Source organism: Kaistella sp. PBT33-4, from assembly GCF_029194425.1.
GTDB lineage: Bacteria > Bacteroidota > Bacteroidia > Flavobacteriales > Weeksellaceae > Marnyiella.
Genome location: NZ_JARFYL010000004.1, coordinates 112,461 through 137,439, shown reverse-complemented (window position 1 = coordinate 137,439; position 24,979 = coordinate 112,461). Strand labels below are relative to the sequence as shown.

Sequence of the window (24,979 nt, the reverse complement as noted above, 5' to 3'; positions counted from 1 at the left end):
TTCAAGCCTGCGCCAACACGCAGGTTTTTTTTTGCATACGAATACTTCAGTATCCCTCGTTAGGTAAGAATTTTGTACTTTCGTCACTTAAAGCAGGGTAACGATGGTATATGATTTAGAACAGGAAAAACAGGAAATTCTGGCCAGATATAAGGACCTTATTTCGAACACGTACCGAACACTGGATGAGGAACAGAATAAGCTGATTCGCAGAGCTTTTGACATAGCTCTGGATGCACACAAAGACCAGCGGCGCAAATCCGGCGAGCCTTATATTTATCATCCGATAGAAGTGGCCAAGATTGTTGCCAATGAAATAGGTCTTGGAGCCACATCCATTGCCTGCGCGCTGCTCCACGATGTGATTGAAGATTCGGAATACACCCATGAGGATCTGGAAAAACTCTTTGGCGAAAAGATAGCCAAGATCGTGAACGGGCTGACGAAGATTTCGATCATGAATCACCAGAACATCTCCATCCAGTCCGAAAATTACCGCAAACTCCTGCTTACCCTCTCCGAAGATTTCCGGGTAATTCTTATAAAAATTGCAGACCGCCTTCATAATATGCGTACCCTGGAAAGTATGCGCCCCGACAAACAGAAGAAAATCGCCTCGGAAACAGTTTACATCTACGCACCCCTTGCTCACCGACTGGGTCTTTACAATATTAAATCAGAGCTTGAAGATCTTTCATTAAAATACAACAACCCCGAGGTTTACGCAGAGATAGATGAAAAATTGGAACTTGCCAATGAACAGCGGCATAAATACGTAGATGAGTTTACAAAGGAGGTTTCTGAAAGGTTGAAGGAAGAAAACCTCAGTTTCACCATCAAGGGTAGAGCAAAAGCCATTTCTTCAATTTACCGGAAAATGGTAAAACAGGGTGTGCTTTTTGAGGAAGTGTACGACAACTATGCGATTCGCATCATCTACAAATCCGACGCAAAGAACGAAAAATTCCTGGCCTGGAAAATATACTCCATTGTAACGGATTTATATCACAGTAATCCGCAGCGGATGCGCGACTGGATTACCCAACCACGGTCTACCGGGTATGAAAGTCTGCATCTCACGGTTCTGGGGCCAGATAAGAAGTGGATTGAAGTACAGATCCGTTCTGAACGTATGGATGATATTGCCGAAAAAGGAGTGGCCGCTCATTACAAATATAAGGAAGGCTACCGGCCAAATTCGGATGAGAAAAATTTTGAGAAGTGGGTAACCAGCATCCGCGAGGTTCTGGAAACGCAACAGCACCTTACAACAACAGAGCTGCTGGACAATATTAAACTGAACCTGTATTCCAAAGAGGTATTTGTATTTACGCCACAGGGTGAAATCAAAATCCTTCCTGTAGGATCAACCGCTCTCGATTTTGCCTTTTCGGTACACTCAGACCTGGGTACACGCTGTCTGGGCGCCAAAGTGAACGGTAAACTGGTTCCTATTTCACATGTACTTCAGAATGGAGACCAGGTGGACATCCTGTCTTCCCAAAACCAGAAGCCCAAAGCGGACTGGCTGGACTTCGTGGTTACATCTAAAGCCAAATCCAAAATAAAGAGCTATCTTAATTCCACAAAAAATCATCTCGTTGCTGAAGGCAAGGAAATCCTGCAAAGGAAACTGAGGCATGCCAAGATCAACTTTAACGATGATGAGGTGAACAGGATGCAGAAATACTTTAACCTGAAAACCTCACAGGAACTTTTTCTCTTTTTCCAGGACGGTACGCTGGATACCGGTGATCTCAGAAAATACATTGAAAGCAAGAACGTCTTCAATAACCTTCTGAACCGTTTCCGGAAATCTCCAACAAAAAACCTTGCTTTCGAGGAGCCCGCGCAAACCAATCTTGATATGATTGTTTTCGGCAAGGATGAGGAAAAGCTTAATTATACTTTCGCCAAGTGCTGCAATGTCATTCCCGGCGATAAGATCTTTGGGTTCATAACCATTTCAGAAGGAATTAAGGTGCACAGCGATAACTGCCCAAACGCAATCAATCTGCGCGCTCAGTACGATTACCGAGTAATGGAAGCAAAATGGGTGAATGCAGAAAGCTTCATGAACCGGATCAAGATTGAAATTGAAGGTCTGGACAGAATGGGAATGATTAACGACATCACTCAGGTCATCAGTAACGCAATGAGTATTGATATGAAAAGCATGACAATTGCGTCTAACGACGGTATTTTCACAGGAAGCATCAATCTTGAAGTTAAGAACAGAAACCAGCTGGAAGAGACATTTAAACAGCTAAAGAACATCAGCGGCATCTCCAAGGTGAAGCGGATATAACTATAAATCAGTATGAAGTTAACCTCCTATTTTCATAATTTTTTTCAAAGCAGCCAGTCTTCCGGCATTTTACTTCTTGGCTGTGTTGTAATCTCACTCCTTTTGGCGAATTCCTCTGCCGGTGAATCTTTTGCTAACCTGCTTCAACTGCAGTTGGGCCCCTACAGTACAGCAGTATGGATAAATGACGGTTTAATGGCCATATTTTTTCTCCTTGTGGGTTTGGAAATAAAAAGAGAGATCATAGAAGGAGAGCTTTCAAGTTTTAAAAATGCGTCGCTGCCCATTTTCGCTGCCATTGGCGGAATGGTAGTTCCTGCAGGCATATTTGCTTTATTTAACGCCGGTACTGAGTATGCCAACGGTTGGGGTATACCCATGGCCACAGATATTGCGTTCTCGCTGGCGATTGTGGCAATGCTTGGCAGCAGGGTGCCGGCTTCCATCAAGATTTTCCTGGCAGCACTTGCCATTGTAGATGATTTGGGTGCAATCCTGGTAATAGCCATCTTTTATACTGAACAGATTCACTGGATGTACTTAATTTATACGGCACTCATCATACTCCTTTTAATTGCGCTGAACCGGTTGCAGGTTACACGCCATATTTACTATATCATTCCGGGCTTATTTTTATGGCATTTTATGCATCACTCAGGCATTCATGCTACAATTGCGGGCGTTATCCTTGCCTTTACTATTCCTACCAATGCTTCGGATACTGAAATATCGCCACTGGAAAAGCTGGAGCACAGCCTGCACACACCGGTAAACTTTTTCATAATGCCCATATTTGCTCTGGCCAATACCAATATACTGTTCAAAAGCGGAATGGTTGACGGTCTTTTCTCAACACTGGGATACGGAATAATTTTAGGACTTGTAGCGGGAAAGGTAATCGGAATAACACTTTTTTCAGGTATTGCCATCCGAACGAAGCTGAGTTCGCTCCCTGCCGATAGCAACTGGACACAAATGGTTGGCACAGGATTCCTGGCCGGAATTGGATTTACGATGTCCATTTTCATCGCACTTCTTTCATACAAAGGAGATGTGGATATTCAGGATGAAGCAAAATTTGCGATACTGGTTGCATCATTTTTATCAGGACTTACAGGCTATCTTATCCTGAGAAAATCCGGGCAGAAACAATTGCCAAATTAAGGTTTTGAGGAATTTTCGGCAGAATTGTTGGGAAGGATAATCTGATGTTCGTCATTCACCTGCTCTGAGTCGGCATTAAGTACCTGTTTTGGAATTTCCTTCTGCAGTTCATCTGCGATAAGTTTGTCCAGCCTCACCCGGCGGATTGCAAGGTTCAGTTCATTGCCGAACAGCAGCAAATATACATTAACATTCACCCAAACCATCAGCAGGATCATTGTCCCAATGGAGCCGTAAAGCACGTTATATGTAGCGAAATTACGTGCGTAGATAGCAAACAGATACGTCGTAAGAACAAAAAGCACCGTTGTAAGCAGAGCACCGGGTACAGCCTGCTTAAATCTTGTAATCTTAACGGTCCCTACCCAATAAAAAAGGGCCAGCAGGAAGAAATAGAAAAGCGGAAAGGAGATAAAACCGATGATCCTGGAAAGGTTTTCCACAAACCAGGAAATATCGTAGGACGGTTTAAACCATTTCAACACAAGTTCAGCATAGTATACTCCAAAGAGTGCCAGGAAAATAACGCTGATGAAGGCTATGGTAATGAAAAATGCGGTGATGAACTCTTTAACATCGTGATGCTTTACATCCGTATATTCATTAAAACCGTCAATTAATGCAAAAGTGCCATTGGTGGCAAAAAACAAAGCCAGTACAATGGTAATTTTACTGATTGAGGTTGTATTGGGAATGATTGTATTTTTAATATAGCTTATTACGTCCTCCTCTATTCTGCCAGGGAATATCTGGTGCATGAGCACGTCAAAAATATAAAACTGCAGCCTGTCATAATACGGCAGATACGGCATTATGGAAAGCAGGAAGAGGATAAAGGGAAAAAGTGAGAAAACGAAGTTCCAGGAGATGGCGCCTGCCGTCCGGCCTATCTTATTTTTGAAAACCCCCTGAATATAGATTTCAAACATTTTCCACAGCGATACCCCCAGAAAAGGTATATGGATGCCGTCCAGGAACTGATGAATTTTTCTTATGAAGCGTGGGGTTCTAAACGTCATTCAACTATATTTGCAGAACAAATATAAGCAATGCGAATCAATTTACTGTGTATCGGCAAGACTGCAAGTGCCGAAATTAGGGGTCTTCTGGAATATTACCGTATACGCCTGCCCCGCCACTGGAACTTTGAACTCATTGAAATTCCGGATGTAAGAAACGCCGGAAATCTGTCACCGGATCTGCTGAAAAAAGAAGAAGCCAAACTTTTTTCAAACCATATTGAACCTTCGGACATCACTGTGCTGCTTGATGAAAACGGGAAACAGTACAGCAGCCGTGAATTTGCAGCTAAGATGGATGTGTGGATGAATTCATCCGTGAAAAAAATAAATTTCCTGATTGGCGGTGCCTATGGCTTTGCACCTGAACTTCACCAGCAAGCCAATGAAAAACTTTCACTTTCCAGGATGACATTCACACATCAGATGATCCGGCTATTCTTCGTGGAGCAGCTTTACCGTGCCGATCAGATCCTGCATGGTAAACCCTATCACAACGACTGAAATGCAGGCCGTTATTTTATTGCGCACTTTTTCAGCAGATCGTTGATCAGATACTTCTCAAAACCGGTTTTCAGTGCTTTTTCAAGGTTCAGACAGGCATCTGCAGCACGGTTGGTCTCAAATTGAATCCGGGCCTTTGTAACATATGAGAGTGAGAATTTCGGATCCAGTTTAATTGCTTTTTCCACATCTGCAGTAGCTTCCTTATACTTCTTCTGTGCCAGGTAAACCGATGCACGGTTGTTGTAAAGCAGACTTTCAGGTTTTTCAGTGATCAGTGTATTGTAGTCCTTAAGCGCATCATCCAGTTTACCGCTGTTCATTTTAAAAGTAGCGTAATTGGTACGTGCTATGAGATTATCCGGAGCAATGGAAATGAGATGCTTATAATCTTTTTCAGCCAGATCATTTTTTTTAAGTTCTTCATACACTTTGGCGCGGGTAAGGAAAAGATCAGCATTTGCAGGGTCCAGAAGCAGACCTTTGGCGGCAAAATCCAGCGCATTTTGTTTATTACCCCACTGGGCATGCATTGAACTTAAATTAACATAAGTATCCAGACTGTTAGGATCGGCCTTCAGTGCATTCTGATAGGAAGTAAAAGCCTGCTGAGTCTTGCCAAGACGGCGCTGTGAGGTTCCCAAACCATTGTAGAACTGAGCTTTCAGCTTGCCAATCCGCTCCTTATCGGCAAGTGAAGCATAGGCTGTTTCTGCACATTTGTAATCGGCTTTGCGGAAGCATTCATCCGCCGCTTTTGAATCCTGCAATTGGGCTGGAGCAAGAGCCATCGTGCCTATTGCCATAAAAGTGTAAATTTTTCTCATTGCATTCAGGTGTATTTCTTATTGATTACTTTAAGGCTTAATGTTGCAAACAGGCCACCTAATAAATAACCTACACCCCCTCCCATTAAGACATCCATCGGAAAGTGGACGCCCAGGTAAATGCGGCTGTAAGAAACTATGGCGGCCCAAAGGAAAAGGAAGTACGGAAACCATCCGAACTTTCTCTTCAGCATGAGCGTCATAAAGTTAGCAATAAAAAACGTATTGGATGCGTGCGCCGAATAGAAACCAAAACTGCCGCCACATTCCACTTCCCGCATCAAAGTTTCAAGCGCGGGATCATGGCAGGGTCTCAGTCTGGCAATACCCACTTTAAAGATTCCTGCCAGCTGGTCGGAAACCGCCACGCCTAATGCGATGAAGACAAGCATATAGAGAAGCGCGCGCCAGCCATAGGTTCTCAGCAGCACAATGAGAAAGACAAGGTAAAGCGGAATCCATATCCACTTTTCAGAAATCATGAGCCAGAAATTGTCAAAACCGACACTTCCGAGTCCGTTCAGGAACAAAAAAAGCTCTTTATCTGCGGCTATTAACTCCTGCATGGCATTATCGGCTTACAGGTCCCTGGTGAGTATCGGAAAGCTGATCTTCCTTTGCCTTGGCCGTAAGATCCAAATCGCGTCTTAAATCATGGGTGGGATCATATTCTTTGGCAGCTTCTTTCACCTTTTCAATCTCGCGTTTAATTTCCGCAACAGGATTATCGGTTTCCTTCAAAATTTCGGTTTTTATATCCTCCATTGCACCTTTCATTTTCCGGACACCCAGTCCCAGGTCACGTGCGATAGATGGTATTTTGTCCGGACCAAACAAAACGATAATTGCGAGTATTACTACAATAATTTCAGAGAAACCTAATTCCATGGCGCAAAAATACAAAAACTAATAACAAGTGTCTGCGGTAATGCAGCCTTAAACCTTTAATGATAATCGGCGCAGGCTGTATGGAAAAAAACAGCATCTCACTTTTTAGATTTTTTCCGGTGAAAAACGTAGTACACAAATCCCGCACTGGTAGCCATAAAAAGAAAACCCAAGAAAAAAGGTGCGCCCGGGAACTGGAAAGGCGCCTGATCATGTGTAAAGAAATAAAACACGTTCGTCATCAGTGGTGGTCCAATGATGGACGTAATGCTTACTACTGATGTGAGTGCACCCTGGATGTCGCCCTGCTCGTTGGCAGGTACTTTGGATGAGATCACAGACTGCAGTGCCGGGCCGGCAATTCCACCCAAACAGTAAAGCATTAAGATAGCGAACATCATCCATTCCTTATAAGCGAATGCGAAAAGCAACATACCTGCAGCATAAAGCATAATACCGTACAAAATACTGCGTTCGGTCCCGAACTTAGGATGTATACGGCGAATGAGAAAGCCCTGCACAACCGCAGTCATGGCTCCCATAACTCCGAGCGAAATGCCGACCATCTTCTCATCCCAACTGAAGCGGTACATAGTAAAGAAGGCCCAGTTTGTCTGGATGGCATGTGCGGCGATATAAACCAGGAACCAGGCCATCATCAGATAAAGGATGGCTGGGTAGCGTCGGATATTGAAAAGTGTACCCACCGGATTGGCACGTTTCCAGCTGAAATTGCGCCGGTGCTCCTGACCGAGACTTTCAGGAAGTACAAAGATACCATACAGGAAGTTCAGCAAGCAGAGAATACCGGCTGCTATAAACGGAACACGTGGACCAAACTGTCCCAGCAGTCCGCCAATCACAGGTCCCAGAATGAAGCCCAGACCAAAGGCAGCGCCTATCATCCCAAAATTTTTAGCCCGGTTGCTGTCATCAGAAATATCAGCGATATACGCGCTGGCAGTAGTGATACTCGCACCTGTAACTCCGGAGAGAATCCGGCCCACGAACAGCCAGAATATAGTTGGTGCCCAGGCCTGGATGAAGAAGTTTAGCGCAAAGCCCAGTAGCGCGAACAGGATAACGGGCCGCCTGCCGTATTTGTCACTCAGGTTACCGAGAACAGGTGCAAAAAGAAACTGCATAAAAGCGTAGACAAAGCTAAGCCAACCGCCGTACTGGGATGCCACGCTGAGATCAGCGTCATGAATGAGTTCCTGGATGAGCGATGGTACAACCGGAATTACAATCCCCCAGCCAGTGATATCAACCAAAAGAGTAATAAATATAAACCCTATGGCTGCCGATTTTTTATTCTTTTTCACAGCTGCGAAGGTAAGAATTATTGAATACTGTGGAAGCAGCTATTTTTTCAAAATGAGCAGACAATTATATAGCTGCATATACATCAACAAAAAAAATGTCCCCAAAAAGGGGACATCGGCACTATATGATAAACTATTAATTGCGTGTTGAACCTTTGTTCTCCTCTACGGCAGGCTTCTCGGCAAGGGCTTTAGTGCCCTTTTTCTTCAGAAGGTCGTAAGATACTGCGGAGGCTATAAACCATGTGGAATATGTTCCGAATCCTACTCCTATCAGAAGTGCAAACATAAACCCTCTCAGGTTCTCACCACCAAAAATAAAGATGGCCAGGATTACAAGGAAGGTTGCAAAGGCTGTGTTAAACGTCCGGCCCAGCGTGCTGGAAATCGAGTCATTGAAAAGGTTCTCCAGTGTCAACGATTTCTTTTCCTTCAGATATTCACGTATTCTGTCAAAAATGATTACCGTATCATTGATGGAGTAACCCAGAACTGTAAGCAAAGCCGCAATAAAGTCCTGATTGATCTCCATGCTGAACGGCATCATATTTCTGAGTAAGGAATACACACCCAGGATAACGATCGCATCATGCACCAGAGAAGCAATGGCTCCGGTGGAGAACTGCCATCTTTTAAATCTTAAAAGAATATAAAGGAAGATACCGATAAGTGCAATAAACAGTGCCAGTGCACCACCCGTCTTAATATCATCGGCAACGGTAGGGCCTACTTTTACGGAACTGATGATTCCATAAGCAGCACCGTCATCTCCGCCTTTGAAATTTTGAATTGAGGCATTTGCCGGTAGGTATGGTTTAAGACCTTCAAACAGTTTCTGTTCTACGGCCATATCAGCTTCTACGGATTGCTCATTGATCATATAATCCGTAGTAATCTTCAGCTGGTTATCGCTGCCGAATGTTTTTACATCAACCGCATTCTGGTCTCCATCCTTCGCCACAAAGATCTTTTGCAGACTCTCATCCGCATCAACCGGATTAACGGATTTGTCGAAACGAACTACATAACTCCGCCCGCCGTTAAAATCTACACCAAATTTAAATCCTTGTGTAAAGATTGATCCAAGACAGATTACTGTAAGGATGGCCGAGAAGATATAGGCGAATTTTCTTTTGCCGATAAAATCGATCCACGTATTGCGGAACAGATTCTTGGTCATCGGTGTCCAAACTGACAGTCCTTTGCCTTTTTCAAGACGGTTAAAAATCATCACCCTTGTTAGAAGTACACAGGTAAACATAGACATCAGGATACCGATACCCAATGTAACAGCAAACCCTTTAATTGGTCCCGTACCGAAAACATAAAGTACGATAGCGGTTAGGAGTGATGTTATGTTACCGTCAATAATAGCAGAAAGGGAGAAATTGAACCCTTCTTTGTAGGCTTCCTTGATATTTTTGCCCAGGAAGAGTTCTTCCTTGGTTCTTTCATATACAATTACGTTTGCATCAATGGCCATGGCCATGGAAAGTACTACCCCCGCAATACCGGGAAGGGTAAGCGTAGCATCCACCGAATCCATAATACCCATAAGGAAGAACAGGTTGATGAGCATTGCAATAACCGCGTAAACACCGGCGCCGCCATAATAAAATATCAGGTAAACAACGATAATCAAAAAGGCGATTATGAAAGACCACATACCGGACTGAATAGATTCAGCACCCAATGATGGCCCTACCACTTCTGCCTGTACGATTTTAGCACCTGCAGGAAGTTTACCTGCGCCAAGAACATTCACCAAATCCTGGGCCTCTTCCTGAGAAAAGTTTCCGGAGATCTGAGTTCTTCCGCTTGGGATGGCTTCGTTTACATTAGGAGCGGTATATACCACATTGTCCAGGGTAACAGCAACCGGCTTTCCAACGTTTTTCTCAGTCATGGTTTTCCAGTCCTTTGCACCTTTGGAATCCATCTGCATGTCTACCACTACTCTGCCCAAGTCATCATATCCTATGTTTGCAGATTCGACGGCACCATCTACGGGAGCTTTCTGCGAAGCATTTCCTCTAATTGCATACAGAACCAAATTACCTTCGTTGCCTGCATCCGGTTTATATCCCCAAAAGAAGTTGGTATGCTTGATATTGGCCGGTCTGGCTTTTTTTGCAATCTCGCTGTTCAGAATTTTATTTACTGTTGCGGTATCACTCAGTTTTATATTACCCACACCGTTTGCAGCCATTGTATTGAGCTGCAGCAAGTTCATCAGGTTTGTTGTCTTCGGTACTCCTATAGAATCACCTTTAACCGCGATAATTTGTGAAAGCTGCTCAAAATAAGGAGCCACTTCCGGAAGTTGCTGTACTTCCCAGAACTGTAGTTTTGCAGAAGTCTGAAGCATTTTCTTTACACGGTCAATATCTTTTACACCCGGCATTTCCACGGAAATACGACCTGTGCCGGGTACACGCTGAACGTTTGGCTGCGTTACCCCCATCTTATCAATACGGGTACGGATTACCTCATATGCGGTACCGGTAGACAGTTCAATTCTGTTGCTTACGATTTTTTTAACTTCCTCGTCGCTGGTGTTAAACCGGATCTCAGTAAGGTTTGGATTGCCGAAGATTTCAGGGTCTGCAAGTTTAAGGTTAGCACCTTTCTCTTTATTCACAGCATCAAACTGCACAAAAAAGTTATCTATGTAGGAACGGGTTGAGTTCTTCTGGACTTCATCAGTACGGTTCAGTGCCTCAATCAGGATAGGGTTTTCTGAATAATTGGTCAGGTTACTGATGAGATCTCTCTGGTTAATTTCCAACAGTACATTGATACCGCCTTTAAGGTCCAGACCAAGTTTCATTTCTTTTTCCTTGGCTCCTTTATAATGGAGTTTTGTAAACCCAAGATTAAGGGTATCCTTGGAGAGCCTGTCCAGCTCTTTCTGATATTTCACAGGATCCCCTGCCGAAATTTCTGTAGCCTGCTTCTCAACTTTACCTGCATACCACGTGGGCAGCAACTCGTTGATGCAGATTAAGCCTAGTATAACCGCAATAAGCGTTATAAATCCTTTTCCTTGCATTATAATACAACATTAAAATTTAGTCGGCAAATATAATGTTTTTATTAGCACTTTTCACATTATTTTAACATTTCAACTTCCTTAATTTAGGGATTTTTGAAGGACTTTCAAAAAAATGTGCATTATATTAATTTTCAGTATCCTGATGTAAAACAGAAAGGTTTATATCAACATACCTTCATAAATAATTATAAATGACCTTGTTATGAAACATTTATACACGTTGGTGATTTGTGTCGGCGCCATGCATATCCAGGCTCAAACTGTGCTGCTACAGGAATTCAGTACCGGCTTCTCGTCGCCGGTGGAGATCGTGCACGCAAATGATGCACGTCTTTTTGTGGTACAGCAAACAGGGCAGATTAAAATTGTGCAGCCTTCCGGAACAGTGAATCCAGTTAATTTTCTGGATATCAGCACCAAGATCACTTATGGTGGCGAAAGAGGACTTCTGGGGCTGGCCTTTCACCCTCAATATGCGGCAAACGGTTATTTTTTCGTGTACTACAACGACTTGTCCGGTAATATAACGGTAGCCCGTTACAGTGTAAGCTCAGGAAATGCTGATACTGCAAATCCGGCATCGGAAAATATTATACTGAATATTCCCAAGCCTTTCTCCAATCATAACGGTGGCAGCATGCACTTCGGCGCAGACGGATATCTCTATATTTCTACAGGTGATGGCGGCAGCGGTGGAGACCCCAACAATAACGGACAGAACAAAAATGCTTTACTGGCCAAACTTTTAAGAATTGACATCAATGGTGCTGCGCCATATAATATTCCGCCCGGTAATCCTTTCGTCGGCACAGACGGCGCCGATGAAGTTTGGGCTTACGGCCTGCGAAATGCCTGGAAATTCTCGTTCGATCATACTGCCGGAAATATTCTGATTGCGGATGTAGGACAGAACCAGATTGAAGAAATTAACAGAATGCCTGCATCACAGGGCGGACTGAACTACGGATGGCGGTGTTACGAGGGTAACACTGTTTATAACTCAACGGGTTGTACGGCCCCAAATACTATGACGTATCCGGTTGCGGTTTATAACCACTCCGGGGGTAAATGCTCGATTACAGGCGGCTATGTTTACCGCGGCTCTCTCTATCCGGCATTTAGCGGAAAGTATTTCTTTGCAGACTATTGCTCGGCTCAGATTGGAATGATGAGTCCGGACAATACAATCACATGGACAACGGCTTTCAGCGGAAACAACTTTTCTACCTTCGGTCAGGATGCTCAGAAAGAACTTTATGTGGCGTCCATCAATAACGGAAAAATTTATAAAGTTACGACTACCACCCTCGGCACTCAGGAAAACGTGGCTGGTGGAGTTAAAATATATCCGAATCCGGCCTCAGGAATAATATCCGTACAAGGTGTAACCGGGACAGATCGGACAGCAGATTTTACGAATGCTGAAGGCCGAATGGTGCATAGAACGAAACTTAACGAGGGCGGCAGTGTTGATATTTCGCGTTTGGTTCCGGGAATCTACTTTGTAAATATTTACGCGGATAATGTGAAGGTGTTTACGGAAAAGTTGATGGTGAAATAAGAAATTATTGTATTATAATTGCTCGGGCTCTGTTGTTATCTTTCGCGGGCGCCTTCTCCATGATTTTGATGTTGTTATCCTTAATCTCCACCAAACCGTCGTCCTGCATTTAGGTCTGTGCGTCAAGCGCAGTCGGTAGCTTCCGAAACGCAGTCTGCCAGTCGACACATTAAGCGCATGATAAGAATCACCTGTAAGATTGATTAAAAATGGTTAATGTTCACGTCATTTTCTTTAGCAATCCTATAAAAATCTTTCTCTTTCTCCCCTTTCTTCATTTCATTAAAAATAATTTGTATCATTTGTTGTGAATCTTTTGTGTACTGTGAACCCTCTTTTACGTAAATTTTATGTGCTTTAATAATATTAGTTAGTGCATTTTCGTAATCTTCTAAGAACGCAAAACTTCTCCCTAAACCATAGTATCCTTCAGCATAATTTGGATGAAATTTTATCAACTTTTTATAATACTCACCTGAGGTTTTGTAGTCGTGTTTTAGATTATACACTACTGCAATATTCATTAACGCAAAATCTCCTTCCGGAAAAATGTCTAAGGATTTTTGATAAAATTGAATAGCCTCTTCATATTGATTGATTTTCCTATATGACATTGCAATATCATCTAAAGCTAAGACGAAATTAGGATCATTTTTTAACGCTAATTGAAAAGCTTCAATTGCTAATTTATAATTTTCTGCATCCATAAAATCTTTCCCAATTTTATAGGAATTTGTTGCATTTAAATTTTCGGAATACCGATAATACAGTTTGGTCTTTTCTTCAAGTAGAGCATTTTGATCAATACTGCAAATTAATTTTACAATTGAGTCAACTTCAGATAAAGTATTCTTCATCCCATCAACAGTCGAAATTTTCTTAAAATTCTCTTTACGATCAGTTTCTATTAAAGATTCTGTCAATGATTTGGAGATACATTCTATGTAATTCTCATCATTTAAGGTCCTTATTTCTTTGACACATTCGCAAGCTTTTTCCGCCGCTTTTTGCTCTAAAGTCTGACCATAGAAATTAAAACTTACAAATACAATGATAAGTGATATTGCTTTTTTCATAGAGTTATTTACGTTTTTACTGAAAATTGAACATTTCAAATTTACTTTATTAAATATCAATTTCAATAAAAAAAGCAACTTTTACAAGTCGCTTTCTCATTTCTATATTGGATTCCCAAATTAAATCGTCATTGAAAAAATGCGCGTTTCGGGTTTTTTCCTCATCATTCTCAAGTCAAAGGACATCGCTACATTTCTCGTGAATGCGCGGCCCTTTTCCGTGATCTTAATCGCGTTTTCAGAGATTTCCACCAGACCGTCGTCCTGCATTTCCTGAAGTGCTTCCAGGGCATTTGGCAGTTCCGGGAACGTATTCTGCCAGTCCCAGGAAGTTTCCAGCCGGCACATGATGTTCAGGATATGCTGGCGGATGTTAAGGTCTTCCTCATTCAGTATATGTCCGCGGAATACCGGTACTACACCTTCGTCCACACGTTTCTGATAATCCTCCACAGTCTTTTCATTTTGGGCAAAGGCATACCACGAATCGGAGATGGCACTCATACCCAGGCCAATCATCAGTTGGGTCTTACCGGAAGAATAACCCATGAAATTCCGGTGGATGTTGCCTGAAACCATGGATTGATAAAGATCATCATGCGGAAGCGCGAAGTGATCCATGCCGATTTCAATATATCCCAGTTCTTCAAGTAATTTTTTGCCGTTTTCATACAGTTTGCGCTTTTCCTCGCCGCTTGGCAGATCGTTTTCATCAAAACCTCTCTGACCCACGCCTTTAATCCACGGCACATGGGCATAGGAATAGAAGGCCAGCCGGTCAGGTTTCAGTTCCAGGGTACGGCGGATGGTAAATTCCATCTTTTCCCAGGTGTGGAAAGGCAACCCGAATACCAGGTCATGGGAAATACTGGTATACCCAATCTCACGTGCCCAGTTAGTCACGCGCTCCACATTTTCAAAAGGTTGGATTCGGTTGATGGCTTTCTGCACCTGTGGGTCATAATCCTGAACACCAAAGCTGCAGCGGCGGAAACCCAGATCAAAAAGGGTCTGCAGATGTTCGCGCGTGGTATTGTTTGGATGACCCTCAAAGGAGAATTCTGGATGCTCAGCAATTTCTGCCTTGGCGAATATGCCTTCCAGAAGGGTTCTCAGATTTTCCGGCGAAAAGAAAGTAGGCGTACCGCCGCCCAGGTGGAGTTCCTTTATTTTGGGTTTGGAATTCGGCGTCAACTGATCCGATGCAAGCAGGTCCAGATAAAGGTCCCATTCCTTCAGCACGCTTTCCAGGTAAGGAGTTTCTACCGAGTGCTGTTTGGTGATTCTTTTATGACAGGCACAGAAAGTGCAGAGTTGTTCACAGAACGGCAAATGAATATAAATCGAAATCCCTTCGGCCTCATTGGATTCATTGAAGGAGCGGATCACTGAATTCTGCCAAAGTTCAGGCGTAAAACTCTCCTCGTCCCAAAACGGAACAGTAGGATAAGAAGTGTAACGGGGACCCGGAATATTATATTTATCGATGAGTGAATTCATTGGAATAAGTTTGATGAAAAGTTCAGCCAAGGGCCAATCGTTTTGAAGTGCAAAAATACGAAATAACTTACGGCGGAAAAATTAACGGTAATGAGATTTGGCAGGCTACAGTTTCAGAGTCATTCGCAATATCCTGTTTTTGCCGGCCAGAACGATTGAGTTGCGGTTAATCCACTCGCAAACATACAGACCCTTTTCATTGGATATGGTGGTCCATGTCTTACCAAAGTCTCTGGATAGTTCCACGTTTTGGTCGCCTGCAGCGATGATATCCTTACCCTTAGATCCCGGGCGAATCCGGACGCAGGTTTTGTAACCGCCATTCTTTCCGGAAGCCTGGACTGTCCATGTTTGGCCACCGTCCTGCGTAGTCGCAATATTATTAAAGTTTTCGCTTTGTTTGGTATAGTCACCGCCCACGGCAATTCCGAATTTGTCATCATAAAATTCAATCGCATAAATGCCCTGTGAAGAACTTCCCTGCACAAACGGAGTATTATAAACAGACCATTTCTCTGTTCTGAAATCAAGTCTGAATATCCGTGAACTTGCACCGCCCGTCGCAATCCAGAGATAGTTCCTGGATGAGGCCATATTGGAATTACTGGCTGCAAAAGCCGCTTCGCCTTTATTCATCTTAACCTTGTCCTTACGATTAATGATATACCATTTGCCATTTCCTTGTCTGTTAAAGACCGCGAGTTTTAGGTTGAGATCCGTATCGGGATCACTAAAGGCATATCCCAGATCATCGTTTACAAAATGCAGCGCATCGTAAAAAGCGGTTTTGGCAGTGTCCCGAAAGACAATTTCTTTCGTTAACCTTGTTTTGTTGATTTTGAACATTAGGGCCGGACTCTCAATATTAATCGCATAAAAGTCTGTTTTGTTCTGGCCCAATGTGCGGAACTGCAGTTTGTCATCGGCCAGAACGATTTGCTTTTTGTCCTTACTGTCTGCAAGACTTACATAGCCAAATTTTGAATCCGTTCCCGTATACCAAACCTTGCGGTCCCAGATTTCCAGGGCACGTATTGATATATTGTCTTCTAGCAGGATTTCACTCTTAAGCTGCTGCCCGTTTAATAAACTGCACACCAACAGACACAGGCCAATTACTGATCTTATTATCATCCGATAAAATTAAAAAATCCCACCATATGGTGGGACAATATATTAATCCGGGTTGTTAATTTTGGAATGTTTCCGTCCGTATAGGAAGTAAATCAGGAAGCCTAGTCCCAGCCAAATGGCCAAACGCTCCCAGCTTTCAATTGGCAGTCCGACCATCAGGGTCACACAGATAAGTACACCCAGGATCGGAACTAAGGGTACCAACGGTACACGGAATCCGCGCACAGCGTTCGGGTTGGTCTTACGCATCACGATAACTCCGATACAAACAAGTGAAAACGCAAACAGGGTCCCGATACTCACCATATGTCCCAGGTCGGATACCGGCACAAATCCGGCAAACAGACTTACAAAAATCATAAAGATAATATTTGTTTTCCAGGGTGTTTTACTCTTTGTATGAAGGTCCGAAAAGAATTTAGGCAGAAGGCCGTCCACACTCATACTGTAGAAAACACGGCTCTGCCCCATCAGCATAACCAGCATCACTGAGGTATAACCAGCGATTATAGCTATGGTAAGTGCAGAATTGATAAATGTATATCCGGTACGCGCAAATGCTGTGGTTACCGGACTTGCGTCGCCCCTGAAATTCACATAGTTCTCCAGGCCGGTAAGTACGTAGGAAAACAGTACATAGAGAAGCGTACAAACGACCAATGAACCAATAATTCCTATAGGCATTCCTTTTTGTGGATTTTTGGCTTCCTGAGCTGCTGTACTTACCGCATCAAAACCAATAAAGGCGAAGAAAACCACACCGGCACCTCTCAGGATACCACTCCAGCCATATTGCCCGAAGTAATCACTCTGGAAAAAGTCGAAAAAGCCCATAGAGCCCTGTCTGACCATCTGTTCACCTTCATTAACCGGGATGAACGGCTGGTGGTTCTCTGGATTGATAAAGCCCCAGCCCAGAAAAATAAATACAAGGACAACTGTAACCTTCAGGATAACAAGTATATTGTTGATTAATGCTGATTCTTTAGTACCTTTTATAAGCAGAACAGAAAGCAGGCAAACAATCAAAATAGCCGGAAGATTCAGGATTCCCGGCGTTTCATCCCATGGTCCGTGCAGTAATTCAACAGGAATTTCAATGCCCACACCCAACAGGAACTTGGCTACATATTGTGACCAGGAGGCAGCTACGGTAGCAGCACCCAGCGCATACTCCAAAACAAGGTCCCACCCTATGATCCAGGCGATAAATTCGCCCATTGTCGCATATGAGTAGGTATAGGCACTACCGGCCACCGGAATCATAGAGGCAAATTCTGCGTAGCATAAACCCGCAAAAGCGCAGCCCAGGGCCGCCAGGATAAATGAGTAAACTACGGCCGGGCCGGCATTATCGGCAGCAGCAATGCCGGTGAGCGAAAAAAGGCCGGCACCAATAATGGCTCCGATTCCTAACGCCACCAGAGATGTGGCACTTAAGGTTCTTCGAAGTCCTTTTTCCGAATCTTCCGCTGTTCGGAGCAGCTGACTAAGGGATTTTGTTTTCCAGAGGTTTGACATTTGAACATTTTTAAGAATTTACGAAAGTATAAAAATTTTGCAGTAATTAACATTTTCATGCCTGTTTTAATACCTCATTTGATTATAAAAAAAGAGCTTTCCACTGTTACCCATACCGAAATACCAATTTTTTTCTTTAATACCTGCGACACCATTCTGCCATTATTTTTATCTTTGGCCTGCATGAATTTCCATGATCTTTTCCTAGAACCCTATGAGAGTTACGAAACCGGCCAGATCGTGTTGGAAGCTTCGGCAGCTTTTTTTGGACTCCTGAGCGTTCTGTTTTCAGTAAAAAAAAATATCTGGGTTTACCCCACGGGCATCATATCTACCGTCCTGTACGTCTACATCCTTTTTCAGTTTGGTCTATGGGGTGATATGCTTATCAATGTATATTACAGCATCATGAGTGTCTACGGCTGGATTCTTTGGGCCAAAAGTTCCGAAGACCATATTCATGTAAACGTTTCCTGGACCACAAACAAAGAATGGTTATTTTCTGCGGTCCTTTTTGCTGTCAGTTTTTTCCTCATCATTTTAGTATATTACTATAAACCCTTGCTGGATCAGGTTTCCGAAAATCCGGAGGCAGGACTTCATCACCTGGACTGGGCCAACTGGCTCGATATACTTACGACCGCGATTTTCCTGGTAGGCATGTGGCTTATGGCGAAACGTAAAATCGAAAACTGGATTTTCTGGATCATGGGCGACCTGATCTGCGTTCCGATGATGCTTTATAAAGGCCTCGGAATTACCTCCATTCAATATTTGGTATTTACAATTATGGCTTATGTGGGCTATCTGGAATGGAAAAAGGGAATGCCGTTACCCAAAAACCAGCCCCAAAAATCACCGCAACTATAATAGGTAAGCGAATTTTTACTCTAATTCAGTAACTTGCACAGGCGCAAATCCACATCAATATGCAGAATATACTTCAGTTTTATAAATACCACGGCACCGGTAACGATTTTGTGATGATCGACAACCGGGACCTGGAATTCCCGAAGAATAAAGATCTGATAAAACACATGTGTGACCGCAGGTTCGGAATTGGCGGCGATGGGCTGATCCTTCTTGAAAATGATGCACAGGCCGATTTCAAGATGGTGTACTATAATTCCGACGGGAATGAAAGTACAATGTGCGGAAACGGCGGCCGCTGTCTGGTAGCCTTTGCCCACTTCCTGGATCTTTTTGAAGAGAAGGCAACATTTACTGCTGTGGATGGTCTTCACGAAGCTTCTTATAGCAAGGGAAATGTGAAACTGAAAATGATTGATGTGGCAGATATCAGTTATGATGGAGAGAATGCCGTCCTCAATACAGGTTCTCCGCATTTTGTAATGTTTGTGGATGCGGTGAAGGATTTCCCGGTGTATACAAAAGGAAATGAGATCCGTAATAATGACACCTACTGCTCCGAAGGTATTAACGTTAATTTTGTAGAAAAACTTTCAGACCATTCCCTGTTTGTGCGTACGTATGAACGCGGTGTGGAAGACGAAACTTTCAGCTGCGGTACGGGCGCTACTGCCTCAGCCCTGGTTTTTATGAAGGATACAGGTCTTACTGCGGTTGATGTGAAAGTCCTAGGCGGAAACCTGAAAATTCATGCCCGGCAAAGCGGCAGCACCTTCTCCGATATCTGGCTGGAAGGACCGGCAGTTCAGGTTTTCAGCGGCAAGATTTCAATTTAGTGGCCGCGAATGGCCGGTTTCATCGTACAGCACATTACCAAATAATGGATCCATCGCCCCTTTTTAATAAGATGCAAATTTTAGAAGCGCTGCGAGATCAAATTCACTCAGTTGTTCAGCTTAATCCGGCAGCAGTTGAAAAATGGGCCTCCGGCCTGGGTCTTCAATTTCAATCTGTAAATGAACCCGATGTTAGTGTCTGCTTCGCCCAAAGTCCTGAGATCCGCGACGAGTACCGCACCTTTTTCACTGTCGGAGATCTTATTCATTATTTCAGCGCGATCTTATATTTTGAATTGTCAGATAATTGCCCGGTGGACATACCAGACATTAAATTGGAGCACATCCCGCCACCTCTTTCTGCTGACGAATTTTGGGCTGTAGTTCGGAAAGGCCGGCAACTGCATCATTCAGGTTCGCACTAAATCCCCGTCAACTGAGCGCAAGCGACATGCTGCCGTTAATTAAAACGCAGATTCCAAGTCCTGGCACACATATCTTCACAGCGGCACAAATTTCGCTTACCGGTCTCAAAATGTAATTAATAGGCCAGTGGCATGATTCAGAACTTCCAAACCCTCAGAAGTTGACCGTTGATCACATTGATAGATGCAATCAAAGTGGAAAAGGCCTTTCACTAACAAAAAATACCGCATTTTTGCACTCGCAAATTCAGCTTGGTCAAACTCAGCTAAAATATCAATAATGAAAAAGACAGCAGCACTCGTTATCCTGGCCGTGGTTATTATAGCAGGCTATTTTGGAATCCGTTTTTATAAGAAATATTTTGGTGATAATGTAGCCAAAGAAGGCTATTTTCACATTCCTACCGGCGCCAACTTTAACCAGATCCTGGACTCAATATCACCTTACCTGCAAAACAGAGAGGCTTTTGTTGATGTTGCCAAAGACAAAAGTATGGACCGCTTCTTCCACGCCGGGCGGTACCGGGTAAAGGATGGCAGCAGCAACACTGATCTCGTAAATATGATCAAAGCCGGAAACCAGACAGAAAACACCTTTCGTATCGGTGATTTCGGTGATGTGTATCAGATGGTGGGCCGTGTTACACGCAAAACAGAGACCGACTCGCTTCAGTTTGTTTCCGAACTGAACAAAATAGCCGTGCAGAAAGGGCACAGAAATGCCGAAGACCTTAAAAAATATTTCTTCATAGACACCTACCATTTCTTCTGGACCGTTACCCCAAAGGAATTTTTCAAAAAATTTGATGACCAGTACCGGGACTTCTGGACTGCTGAACGCATTCAGAAAGAAAAAGAAAGCGGACTGACGCGCGACCAGATTTATGCTCTGGCCTCCATTGTGTACAAAGAATCCGGTGGCAAACCCGACGAGCAGAAAACCATTGCCGGCCTTTACCTGAACCGCTACCGTAAAGGCATGAAACTGCAGAGTGACCCCACCGTAATTTACGCTATAAATAAAGAGACGAATTTCACTACGCCTATTCGGCGGGTTCTTTATAAGCACCTGAGGCATCCCTCTCCATATAATACCTACGCAAATGCAGGTATTCCGCCCGGGCCGATCTGCATCACTGATAAAAATTCAGTGGATGCCGTTCTTAATGCAGAAAAAAATAATTACATCTTTATGGCTGCTGACCCGGACCGTTTTGGCTATCACCGCTTTACGGCCAGTGATGCTGAACATGCCAAAAATGCCCGTGATTATCAGACCTGGCTTAATTCACGCGAGATAAAATAGCTTTAACATAAATTAACAGCTCGCAGCTTTAACAAAACCGCTGTTTAAGCGTCTTATTAGTCAATTGAATTTTCAAATCTTCACTGAACTACAATATTTTTTTGGAATATTATAAAACAAATGGGCACTAAAAATTGAAATTGCCCTGCAAATTATTTTACAAAATGGTAAAAACAGAAATTAGTCAAATTCTAACCAGAAAAGTCCTCGGACTTACCTTCGTACTCTCGGCTGCCGCTTTTGCATTTGCCCAGGAAAAAATAACAGTATCTTCTACGGTGGTGGATAAGCAAAATAACCCCGTGCCCTATGCCTCGGTAACATTTACCAATAAAGCCAATCCCGCTTTCAGTGATGCCGCTTTGGCAGATGACAAGGGTTTTTATACGCTGCAGCTGGTACCGGGAAATTATGACATTACTGTTGATGCCATTAATTTTAAAAAGACCACAGAGGCCAGACAGATCACTACCGGCGGAAACATGCCCGGCATTTCCATTGAACAGGAAGAAACCGGATCTGTTACCGCGCCTACTCAGGAAATTGAAGGGGTAACCCTCACGGTACAGGCCACAAGACCCTACCGTGTTGAACTTGATAAGAAAGTATATGATCCCAGCACTGATATCATTTCGAAAGGCGGTAACCTTCAGGATGTGCTTACCAACGTACCTTCTGTTTCTGTAGAGACCGACGGTACTGTATCCATGCGTGGTAATTCCAATGTACGTTTCCTTATCAACGGTAAACCTTCTGCACTTCTTGGTATCGACAGTGGTGCTAATGCACTGCAGTCCATACCCGCTGACCAGATTGAGCGCATTGAAGTCATCACCAACCCTTCATCTAAATTTGAAGCCAGCGGTACCGCCGGTATCCTGAACATCATCCTGAAAAAGACCAAAGGAATGGGGTTCAACGGCAGCGTGACCGGAAGTTTAGGGTGGTTGCCCAGCACTAACCTTAACACCAATCTAAGCTGGAAAAAAGGCAACTGGACCTGGTTCCTGAACGGTGGCGGCGGATACCGTGAAAGTGAGGGCCGGAATGAGAGTGATACGCGTTTCTTTGATGCTGTTACCGGTGCAACTACTTCTTATTTTGAACAGAATTCACTTAACAAAAGCGAAAACGACAATTACAACGCTACCGCAGGATTTTCTGTGGACCTCACCGACCGGACCTCTTTTAATTTGTCTGCCATGGGTAGGGCTTACAAAAGCTTCAGCGATAACAATGTAGACAATATCAGCTACAATGCTGCACGAATGGTTGATGGTTTCACACAGACCAATGCATTGGGGAACAGCAGAAACTTTACCATTCAGGGAGATGCAGGTCTGGATCATAAATTTAATGATAACGGTCACAATATTTACCTGAGCGTAAGTGTTCAGCAGAGCGACAACAGGTCCAATGAGGACTCTAAAGAGCTGGACAACACCGTCTTCCGTTACGGTTCTTTGGGGAACAACCATACCATCAATAAAACGGTAATCGGTAAGTTGGATTATGAACTTCCTGTCGGTGAAATGTCAAAAATTGAAGCAGGCTACCGATTCGACAGCAATAATAACGACTATGATTTCCTGAACAGTGAAACCAATGCAGCCCTGGCTTATGAAACAGTTGATGCATACAGCGGAAACACGGTCTACAGTGAAAACATTAACGCGGCCTATGCACAGTTCAAGAGCAAGATTGATAAGTTTGGTTACCAGTTGGGTCTGCGGGCCGAACATTCCGATATTGGCATCGACTACCGAAGCCTGAGTGGAAACGTATCCAGCAAGGATAAAAATTATATCGGCTTTTTCCCGAGTGCCTTCCTGAGCTACGACTTGGGCAGCACCAACAACCAGCTTTTGCTTAACTATTCCAGAAGGATCAACAGACCCCGCTCCTGGTTCCTTATTCCCTACCCGACTTCCCTGGCCAACCGCCAAAACCTTTTCCGCGGTAACGAAGACCTGAATCCGGAATATATAGACTCTTTTGAATTGGGTTACGCCATCCAAAAGCGTAAAATTACAGTGAACCCTACGCTCTATTTCCGTTCAACAAAGGATGAAACAAGGTTTGTTGTCATGAGCGAAAGCCCGGGTTCCAACGTACTTATTACAAAACCGTATAATATCGGGAATGACCACCAATACGGACTGGACCTTAACGCGACTGCCGATATCCTGCCCTGGTGGAAAATCATGGCCAGTGCCGACCTTTTTGGGTATAAGTCCGAAGGGGAGTATTACGATGCCGCCACGATGACTGAGCCTTTATCATTCGACGGTTCCGGTTTTTCCACAAGATTCAGGCTGACCAATACTTTTAAGGTGGACAAGACCCTGAATATGCAGTTGCAGGGCTTCTACAGAGGCGGACAGGAAACCGCTTCCAGCATCACCAAGCCAATGTATGTCCTTAATTTTGGTGCCAACAAAACGGTATTGGACGGCAACGGTACACTGGCCTTCAACATCCAGGACATCCTCGGAACCCGAGGCCGCGAGTACACTAGCTTCGGCCCCGGCTTCGAAAAGGAATCGATGATGCGCTGGAACCCGCGCTCCTTCAACCTATCCTTTACCTACCGCTTCAAGCAGGGCGAGAAAGTGGATCAGCCAAAACGAAAACGCGACATCAACAGCAATTCCTCCGGCGACGACGACATGCAGGGCCCAATGTAACACAGATCAGGACGAAAGTCCTGATTTTTTTTTTAACTAATCTGAATTTTCACGTTGGATATGCAAATAGACCGAGATCAAGTGCAAGTATCCAGAGGCATTTTTGTACCTATAAGCAAATAAAGCACTCAAACTGACAATAATTTCGCAAGTACAAATAACTGCAATGTCACTATTGGATTCAGTTATAATTCTGCTAAGTAAAATGCCAGTTACCGATCATATATTGCATTAATCATATTAATCACTGAATAATATTTCTGATTAGAAAAAATTGAGCTAATTTAGTAGGAATAAAAACACACAATGAACACTGAAACTAAATTTAAACTGAGGTCGAGGATTATCGATCCCAGCATTGCGACGCCTGCACTAACAGCCTCCGCTAACGGCCGTACTGTTATTAATCTCTATGCTGCCACTACTTCGGACGACAGCTACGGGAATATTGTTTACGGTACAAACCGTCTGTTTGAAATTCCTATAGGTCATGTGGGACTGGTTTTCCCAATGGAAAACTGTTCAATAAAAGATTTGGTTTTTGCCAATTCATTTGAAATGATATGCAGTACCCAATGTGAAGAAGTTAAACTGAGATACAAAAAGTTTAACTCAGACCGAATCTATACCTGCAGCGGGGATGACAGTTACACCACGGAATCGTACGGCATTGGTGATCTTGTAGGCCAGCTCCTAATTATGCCGGCTCCTCAAATTGAAATTGAAGAAATTAATTAATAAAAGACTGTAAACCCCGAAAATTCGGGGTTTTATTTATGAAATACAAAGATGATTCTGAACCTTTTCAAATGTAAACAGAGCGTGAAAACTCAGGGCTGCCGTCAAGTTAGAAAACAGTAAAAAAACCACCCGAATCAGGTGGTTTGTAGGCCCATGAGGAATCGAACCTCAACCTAAAGAACCGGAATCTTTAATTCTATCCATTAAACTATGGGCCCGGCTTTAATTAATG

General features: G+C 43.5%; 20 protein-coding genes and 1 tRNA gene. 10 read left to right on the top strand and 11 right to left on the bottom strand.

What is annotated here, in order from left to right:
* Positions 1–103 precede the first annotated feature (103 nt).
* The gene (locus tag P0M11_RS09400; RefSeq protein ID WP_275625440.1) at positions 104–2,308 is read left to right on the top strand and encodes a RelA/SpoT family protein; all 2,205 of its coding nucleotides are present in this window, start codon (positions 104–106) and stop codon (positions 2,306–2,308) included.
* A gap of 12 nt (positions 2,309–2,320) precedes the next feature.
* Complete coding sequence (gene nhaA / locus P0M11_RS09395) at positions 2,321–3,472, top strand: Na+/H+ antiporter NhaA (protein WP_275625439.1); 1,152 nt, start codon at positions 2,321–2,323, stop codon at positions 3,470–3,472.
* Here nhaA and P0M11_RS09390 read toward each other — a convergent pair.
* On the bottom strand, positions 3,469–4,491 hold the full coding sequence (locus P0M11_RS09390; protein WP_275625438.1) for a YihY/virulence factor BrkB family protein: 1,023 nt from the start codon (positions 4,489–4,491) through the stop codon (positions 3,469–3,471). The genes nhaA and P0M11_RS09390 overlap by 4 nt on opposite strands.
* Positions 4,492–4,521: 30 nt before the next feature.
* On the opposite strand from P0M11_RS09390, the gene P0M11_RS09385 reads away from it, so the two are divergent.
* A complete protein-coding gene (locus tag P0M11_RS09385; RefSeq protein ID WP_275625437.1) occupies positions 4,522–4,995 on the top strand; it encodes a 23S rRNA (pseudouridine(1915)-N(3))-methyltransferase RlmH in 474 nt (157 codons plus the stop codon).
* An 11-nt stretch (positions 4,996–5,006) separates the two neighbouring features.
* Here the strand turns inward: P0M11_RS09385 and P0M11_RS09380 are convergent, their stop codons facing one another.
* From P0M11_RS09380 to secD, 5 genes are all read right to left on the bottom strand, one after another.
* Complete coding sequence (locus tag P0M11_RS09380) at positions 5,007–5,822, bottom strand: tetratricopeptide repeat protein (protein ID WP_275625436.1); 816 nt, start codon at positions 5,820–5,822, stop codon at positions 5,007–5,009.
* A gap of 5 nt (positions 5,823–5,827) precedes the next feature.
* Positions 5,828–6,388, bottom strand: coding sequence for a phosphatase PAP2 family protein (locus P0M11_RS09375; protein WP_275625435.1), 561 nt, complete (start codon positions 6,386–6,388; stop codon positions 5,828–5,830).
* A 4-nt stretch (positions 6,389–6,392) separates the two neighbouring features.
* Positions 6,393–6,710, bottom strand: a complete 318-nt coding sequence (locus P0M11_RS09370) for a twin-arginine translocase TatA/TatE family subunit (RefSeq protein WP_158064006.1) — start codon at positions 6,708–6,710, stop codon at positions 6,393–6,395.
* Between the two features lie 98 nt (positions 6,711–6,808).
* Complete coding sequence (locus P0M11_RS09365) at positions 6,809–8,035, bottom strand: TCR/Tet family MFS transporter (protein WP_275625434.1); 1,227 nt, start codon at positions 8,033–8,035, stop codon at positions 6,809–6,811.
* A 136-nt stretch (positions 8,036–8,171) separates the two neighbouring features.
* The gene (gene secD, locus P0M11_RS09360) at positions 8,172–11,087 is read right to left on the bottom strand and encodes a protein translocase subunit SecD (RefSeq protein WP_275625433.1); all 2,916 of its coding nucleotides are present in this window, start codon (positions 11,085–11,087) and stop codon (positions 8,172–8,174) included.
* A 205-nt stretch (positions 11,088–11,292) separates the two neighbouring features.
* On the opposite strand from secD, the gene P0M11_RS09355 reads away from it, so the two are divergent.
* Positions 11,293–12,651 (top strand): PQQ-dependent sugar dehydrogenase, encoded by a 1,359-nt coding sequence (locus P0M11_RS09355; RefSeq protein WP_275625432.1) that lies wholly within the window; start codon positions 11,293–11,295, stop codon positions 12,649–12,651.
* A gap of 203 nt (positions 12,652–12,854) precedes the next feature.
* Here P0M11_RS09355 and P0M11_RS09350 read toward each other — a convergent pair whose 3' ends face one another.
* The 4 genes from P0M11_RS09350 to P0M11_RS09335 all read right to left on the bottom strand — a co-directional run bounded on the left by P0M11_RS09350 (position 12,855) and on the right by P0M11_RS09335 (position 17,882).
* Positions 12,855–13,727 (bottom strand): tetratricopeptide repeat protein, encoded by an 873-nt coding sequence (locus P0M11_RS09350; RefSeq protein WP_275625431.1) that lies wholly within the window; start codon positions 13,725–13,727, stop codon positions 12,855–12,857.
* A 120-nt stretch (positions 13,728–13,847) separates the two neighbouring features.
* Positions 13,848–15,227, bottom strand: coding sequence for an oxygen-independent coproporphyrinogen III oxidase (hemN, locus tag P0M11_RS09345; protein ID WP_275625430.1), 1,380 nt, complete (start codon positions 15,225–15,227; stop codon positions 13,848–13,850).
* 105 nt (positions 15,228–15,332) lie between these two features.
* Positions 15,333–16,361, bottom strand: coding sequence for a glycosyl hydrolase (locus P0M11_RS09340; RefSeq protein WP_275625429.1), 1,029 nt, complete (start codon positions 16,359–16,361; stop codon positions 15,333–15,335).
* A gap of 42 nt (positions 16,362–16,403) precedes the next feature.
* Positions 16,404–17,882 carry an amino acid permease gene (locus tag P0M11_RS09335; protein WP_275625428.1) on the bottom strand — a complete coding sequence of 493 codons (1,479 nt, stop codon included), beginning with the start codon at positions 17,880–17,882 and terminating at the stop codon, positions 16,404–16,406.
* A gap of 183 nt (positions 17,883–18,065) precedes the next feature.
* Here P0M11_RS09335 and pnuC point away from each other — a divergent pair, with 183 nt between their 5' ends.
* From pnuC to P0M11_RS09305, 6 genes are all read left to right on the top strand, one after another.
* A complete protein-coding gene (pnuC, locus tag P0M11_RS09330) occupies positions 18,066–18,752 on the top strand; it encodes a nicotinamide riboside transporter PnuC (RefSeq protein ID WP_275625427.1) in 687 nt (228 codons plus the stop codon).
* A gap of 59 nt (positions 18,753–18,811) precedes the next feature.
* On the top strand, positions 18,812–19,588 hold the full coding sequence (gene dapF, locus P0M11_RS09325; RefSeq protein ID WP_275625426.1) for a diaminopimelate epimerase: 777 nt from the start codon (positions 18,812–18,814) through the stop codon (positions 19,586–19,588).
* A gap of 71 nt (positions 19,589–19,659) precedes the next feature.
* Positions 19,660–20,013: a hypothetical protein gene (locus P0M11_RS09320; protein WP_275625425.1), complete on the top strand. Its 354-nt coding sequence runs from the start codon at positions 19,660–19,662 to the stop codon at positions 20,011–20,013.
* Positions 20,014–20,293: 280 nt separating this feature from the next.
* Entirely contained in the window at positions 20,294–21,319 is a 1,026-nt protein-coding gene (gene mltG / locus P0M11_RS09315; RefSeq protein WP_275625424.1) for an endolytic transglycosylase MltG, read from the top strand.
* A 164-nt stretch (positions 21,320–21,483) separates the two neighbouring features.
* Entirely contained in the window at positions 21,484–24,006 is a 2,523-nt protein-coding gene (locus tag P0M11_RS09310; RefSeq protein WP_275625423.1) for a TonB-dependent receptor, read from the top strand.
* Between the two features lie 306 nt (positions 24,007–24,312).
* Positions 24,313–24,744, top strand: a complete 432-nt coding sequence (locus P0M11_RS09305; protein WP_275625422.1) for a hypothetical protein — start codon at positions 24,313–24,315, stop codon at positions 24,742–24,744.
* Positions 24,745–24,893: 149 nt separating this feature from the next.
* On the opposite strand, the gene P0M11_RS09300 is transcribed toward P0M11_RS09305, so the two are convergent.
* Positions 24,894–24,965: transfer RNA gene (locus P0M11_RS09300), tRNA-Arg, on the bottom strand.
* Positions 24,966–24,979 lie beyond the last annotated feature (14 nt).

Bases quoted from the DNA above. Each gene is read 5' to 3' on its own strand.
- P0M11_RS09305 (WP_275625422.1), top strand. From the start codon at position 24,313: ATGAACACTGAAACTAAATTTAAACTGAGGTCGAGGATTATCGATCCC.
- P0M11_RS09310 (WP_275625423.1), top strand. From the start codon at position 21,484: ATGGTAAAAACAGAAATTAGTCAAATTCTAACCAGAAAAGTCCTCGGA.
- hemN (WP_275625430.1), bottom strand. From the start codon at position 15,227: ATGAATTCACTCATCGATAAATATAATATTCCGGGTCCCCGTTACACT.
- P0M11_RS09355 (WP_275625432.1), top strand. From the start codon at position 11,293: ATGAAACATTTATACACGTTGGTGATTTGTGTCGGCGCCATGCATATC.
- P0M11_RS09390 (WP_275625438.1), bottom strand. From the start codon at position 4,491: ATGACGTTTAGAACCCCACGCTTCATAAGAAAAATTCATCAGTTCCTG.
- P0M11_RS09335 (WP_275625428.1), bottom strand. From the start codon at position 17,882: ATGTCAAACCTCTGGAAAACAAAATCCCTTAGTCAGCTGCTCCGAACA.
- P0M11_RS09400 (WP_275625440.1), top strand. From the start codon at position 104: ATGGTATATGATTTAGAACAGGAAAAACAGGAAATTCTGGCCAGATAT.
- P0M11_RS09380 (WP_275625436.1), bottom strand. From the start codon at position 5,822: ATGAGAAAAATTTACACTTTTATGGCAATAGGCACGATGGCTCTTGCT.
- nhaA (WP_275625439.1), top strand. From the start codon at position 2,321: ATGAAGTTAACCTCCTATTTTCATAATTTTTTTCAAAGCAGCCAGTCT.
- P0M11_RS09340 (WP_275625429.1), bottom strand. From the start codon at position 16,361: ATGATAATAAGATCAGTAATTGGCCTGTGTCTGTTGGTGTGCAGTTTA.
- P0M11_RS09350 (WP_275625431.1), bottom strand. From the start codon at position 13,727: ATGAAAAAAGCAATATCACTTATCATTGTATTTGTAAGTTTTAATTTC.
- P0M11_RS09370 (WP_158064006.1), bottom strand. From the start codon at position 6,710: ATGGAATTAGGTTTCTCTGAAATTATTGTAGTAATACTCGCAATTATC.
- P0M11_RS09320 (WP_275625425.1), top strand. From the start codon at position 19,660: ATGCAAATTTTAGAAGCGCTGCGAGATCAAATTCACTCAGTTGTTCAG.
- P0M11_RS09375 (WP_275625435.1), bottom strand. From the start codon at position 6,388: ATGCAGGAGTTAATAGCCGCAGATAAAGAGCTTTTTTTGTTCCTGAAC.
- pnuC (WP_275625427.1), top strand. From the start codon at position 18,066: ATGAATTTCCATGATCTTTTCCTAGAACCCTATGAGAGTTACGAAACC.
- P0M11_RS09385 (WP_275625437.1), top strand. From the start codon at position 4,522: ATGCGAATCAATTTACTGTGTATCGGCAAGACTGCAAGTGCCGAAATT.
- dapF (WP_275625426.1), top strand. From the start codon at position 18,812: ATGCAGAATATACTTCAGTTTTATAAATACCACGGCACCGGTAACGAT.
- secD (WP_275625433.1), bottom strand. From the start codon at position 11,087: ATGCAAGGAAAAGGATTTATAACGCTTATTGCGGTTATACTAGGCTTA.
- mltG (WP_275625424.1), top strand. From the start codon at position 20,294: ATGAAAAAGACAGCAGCACTCGTTATCCTGGCCGTGGTTATTATAGCA.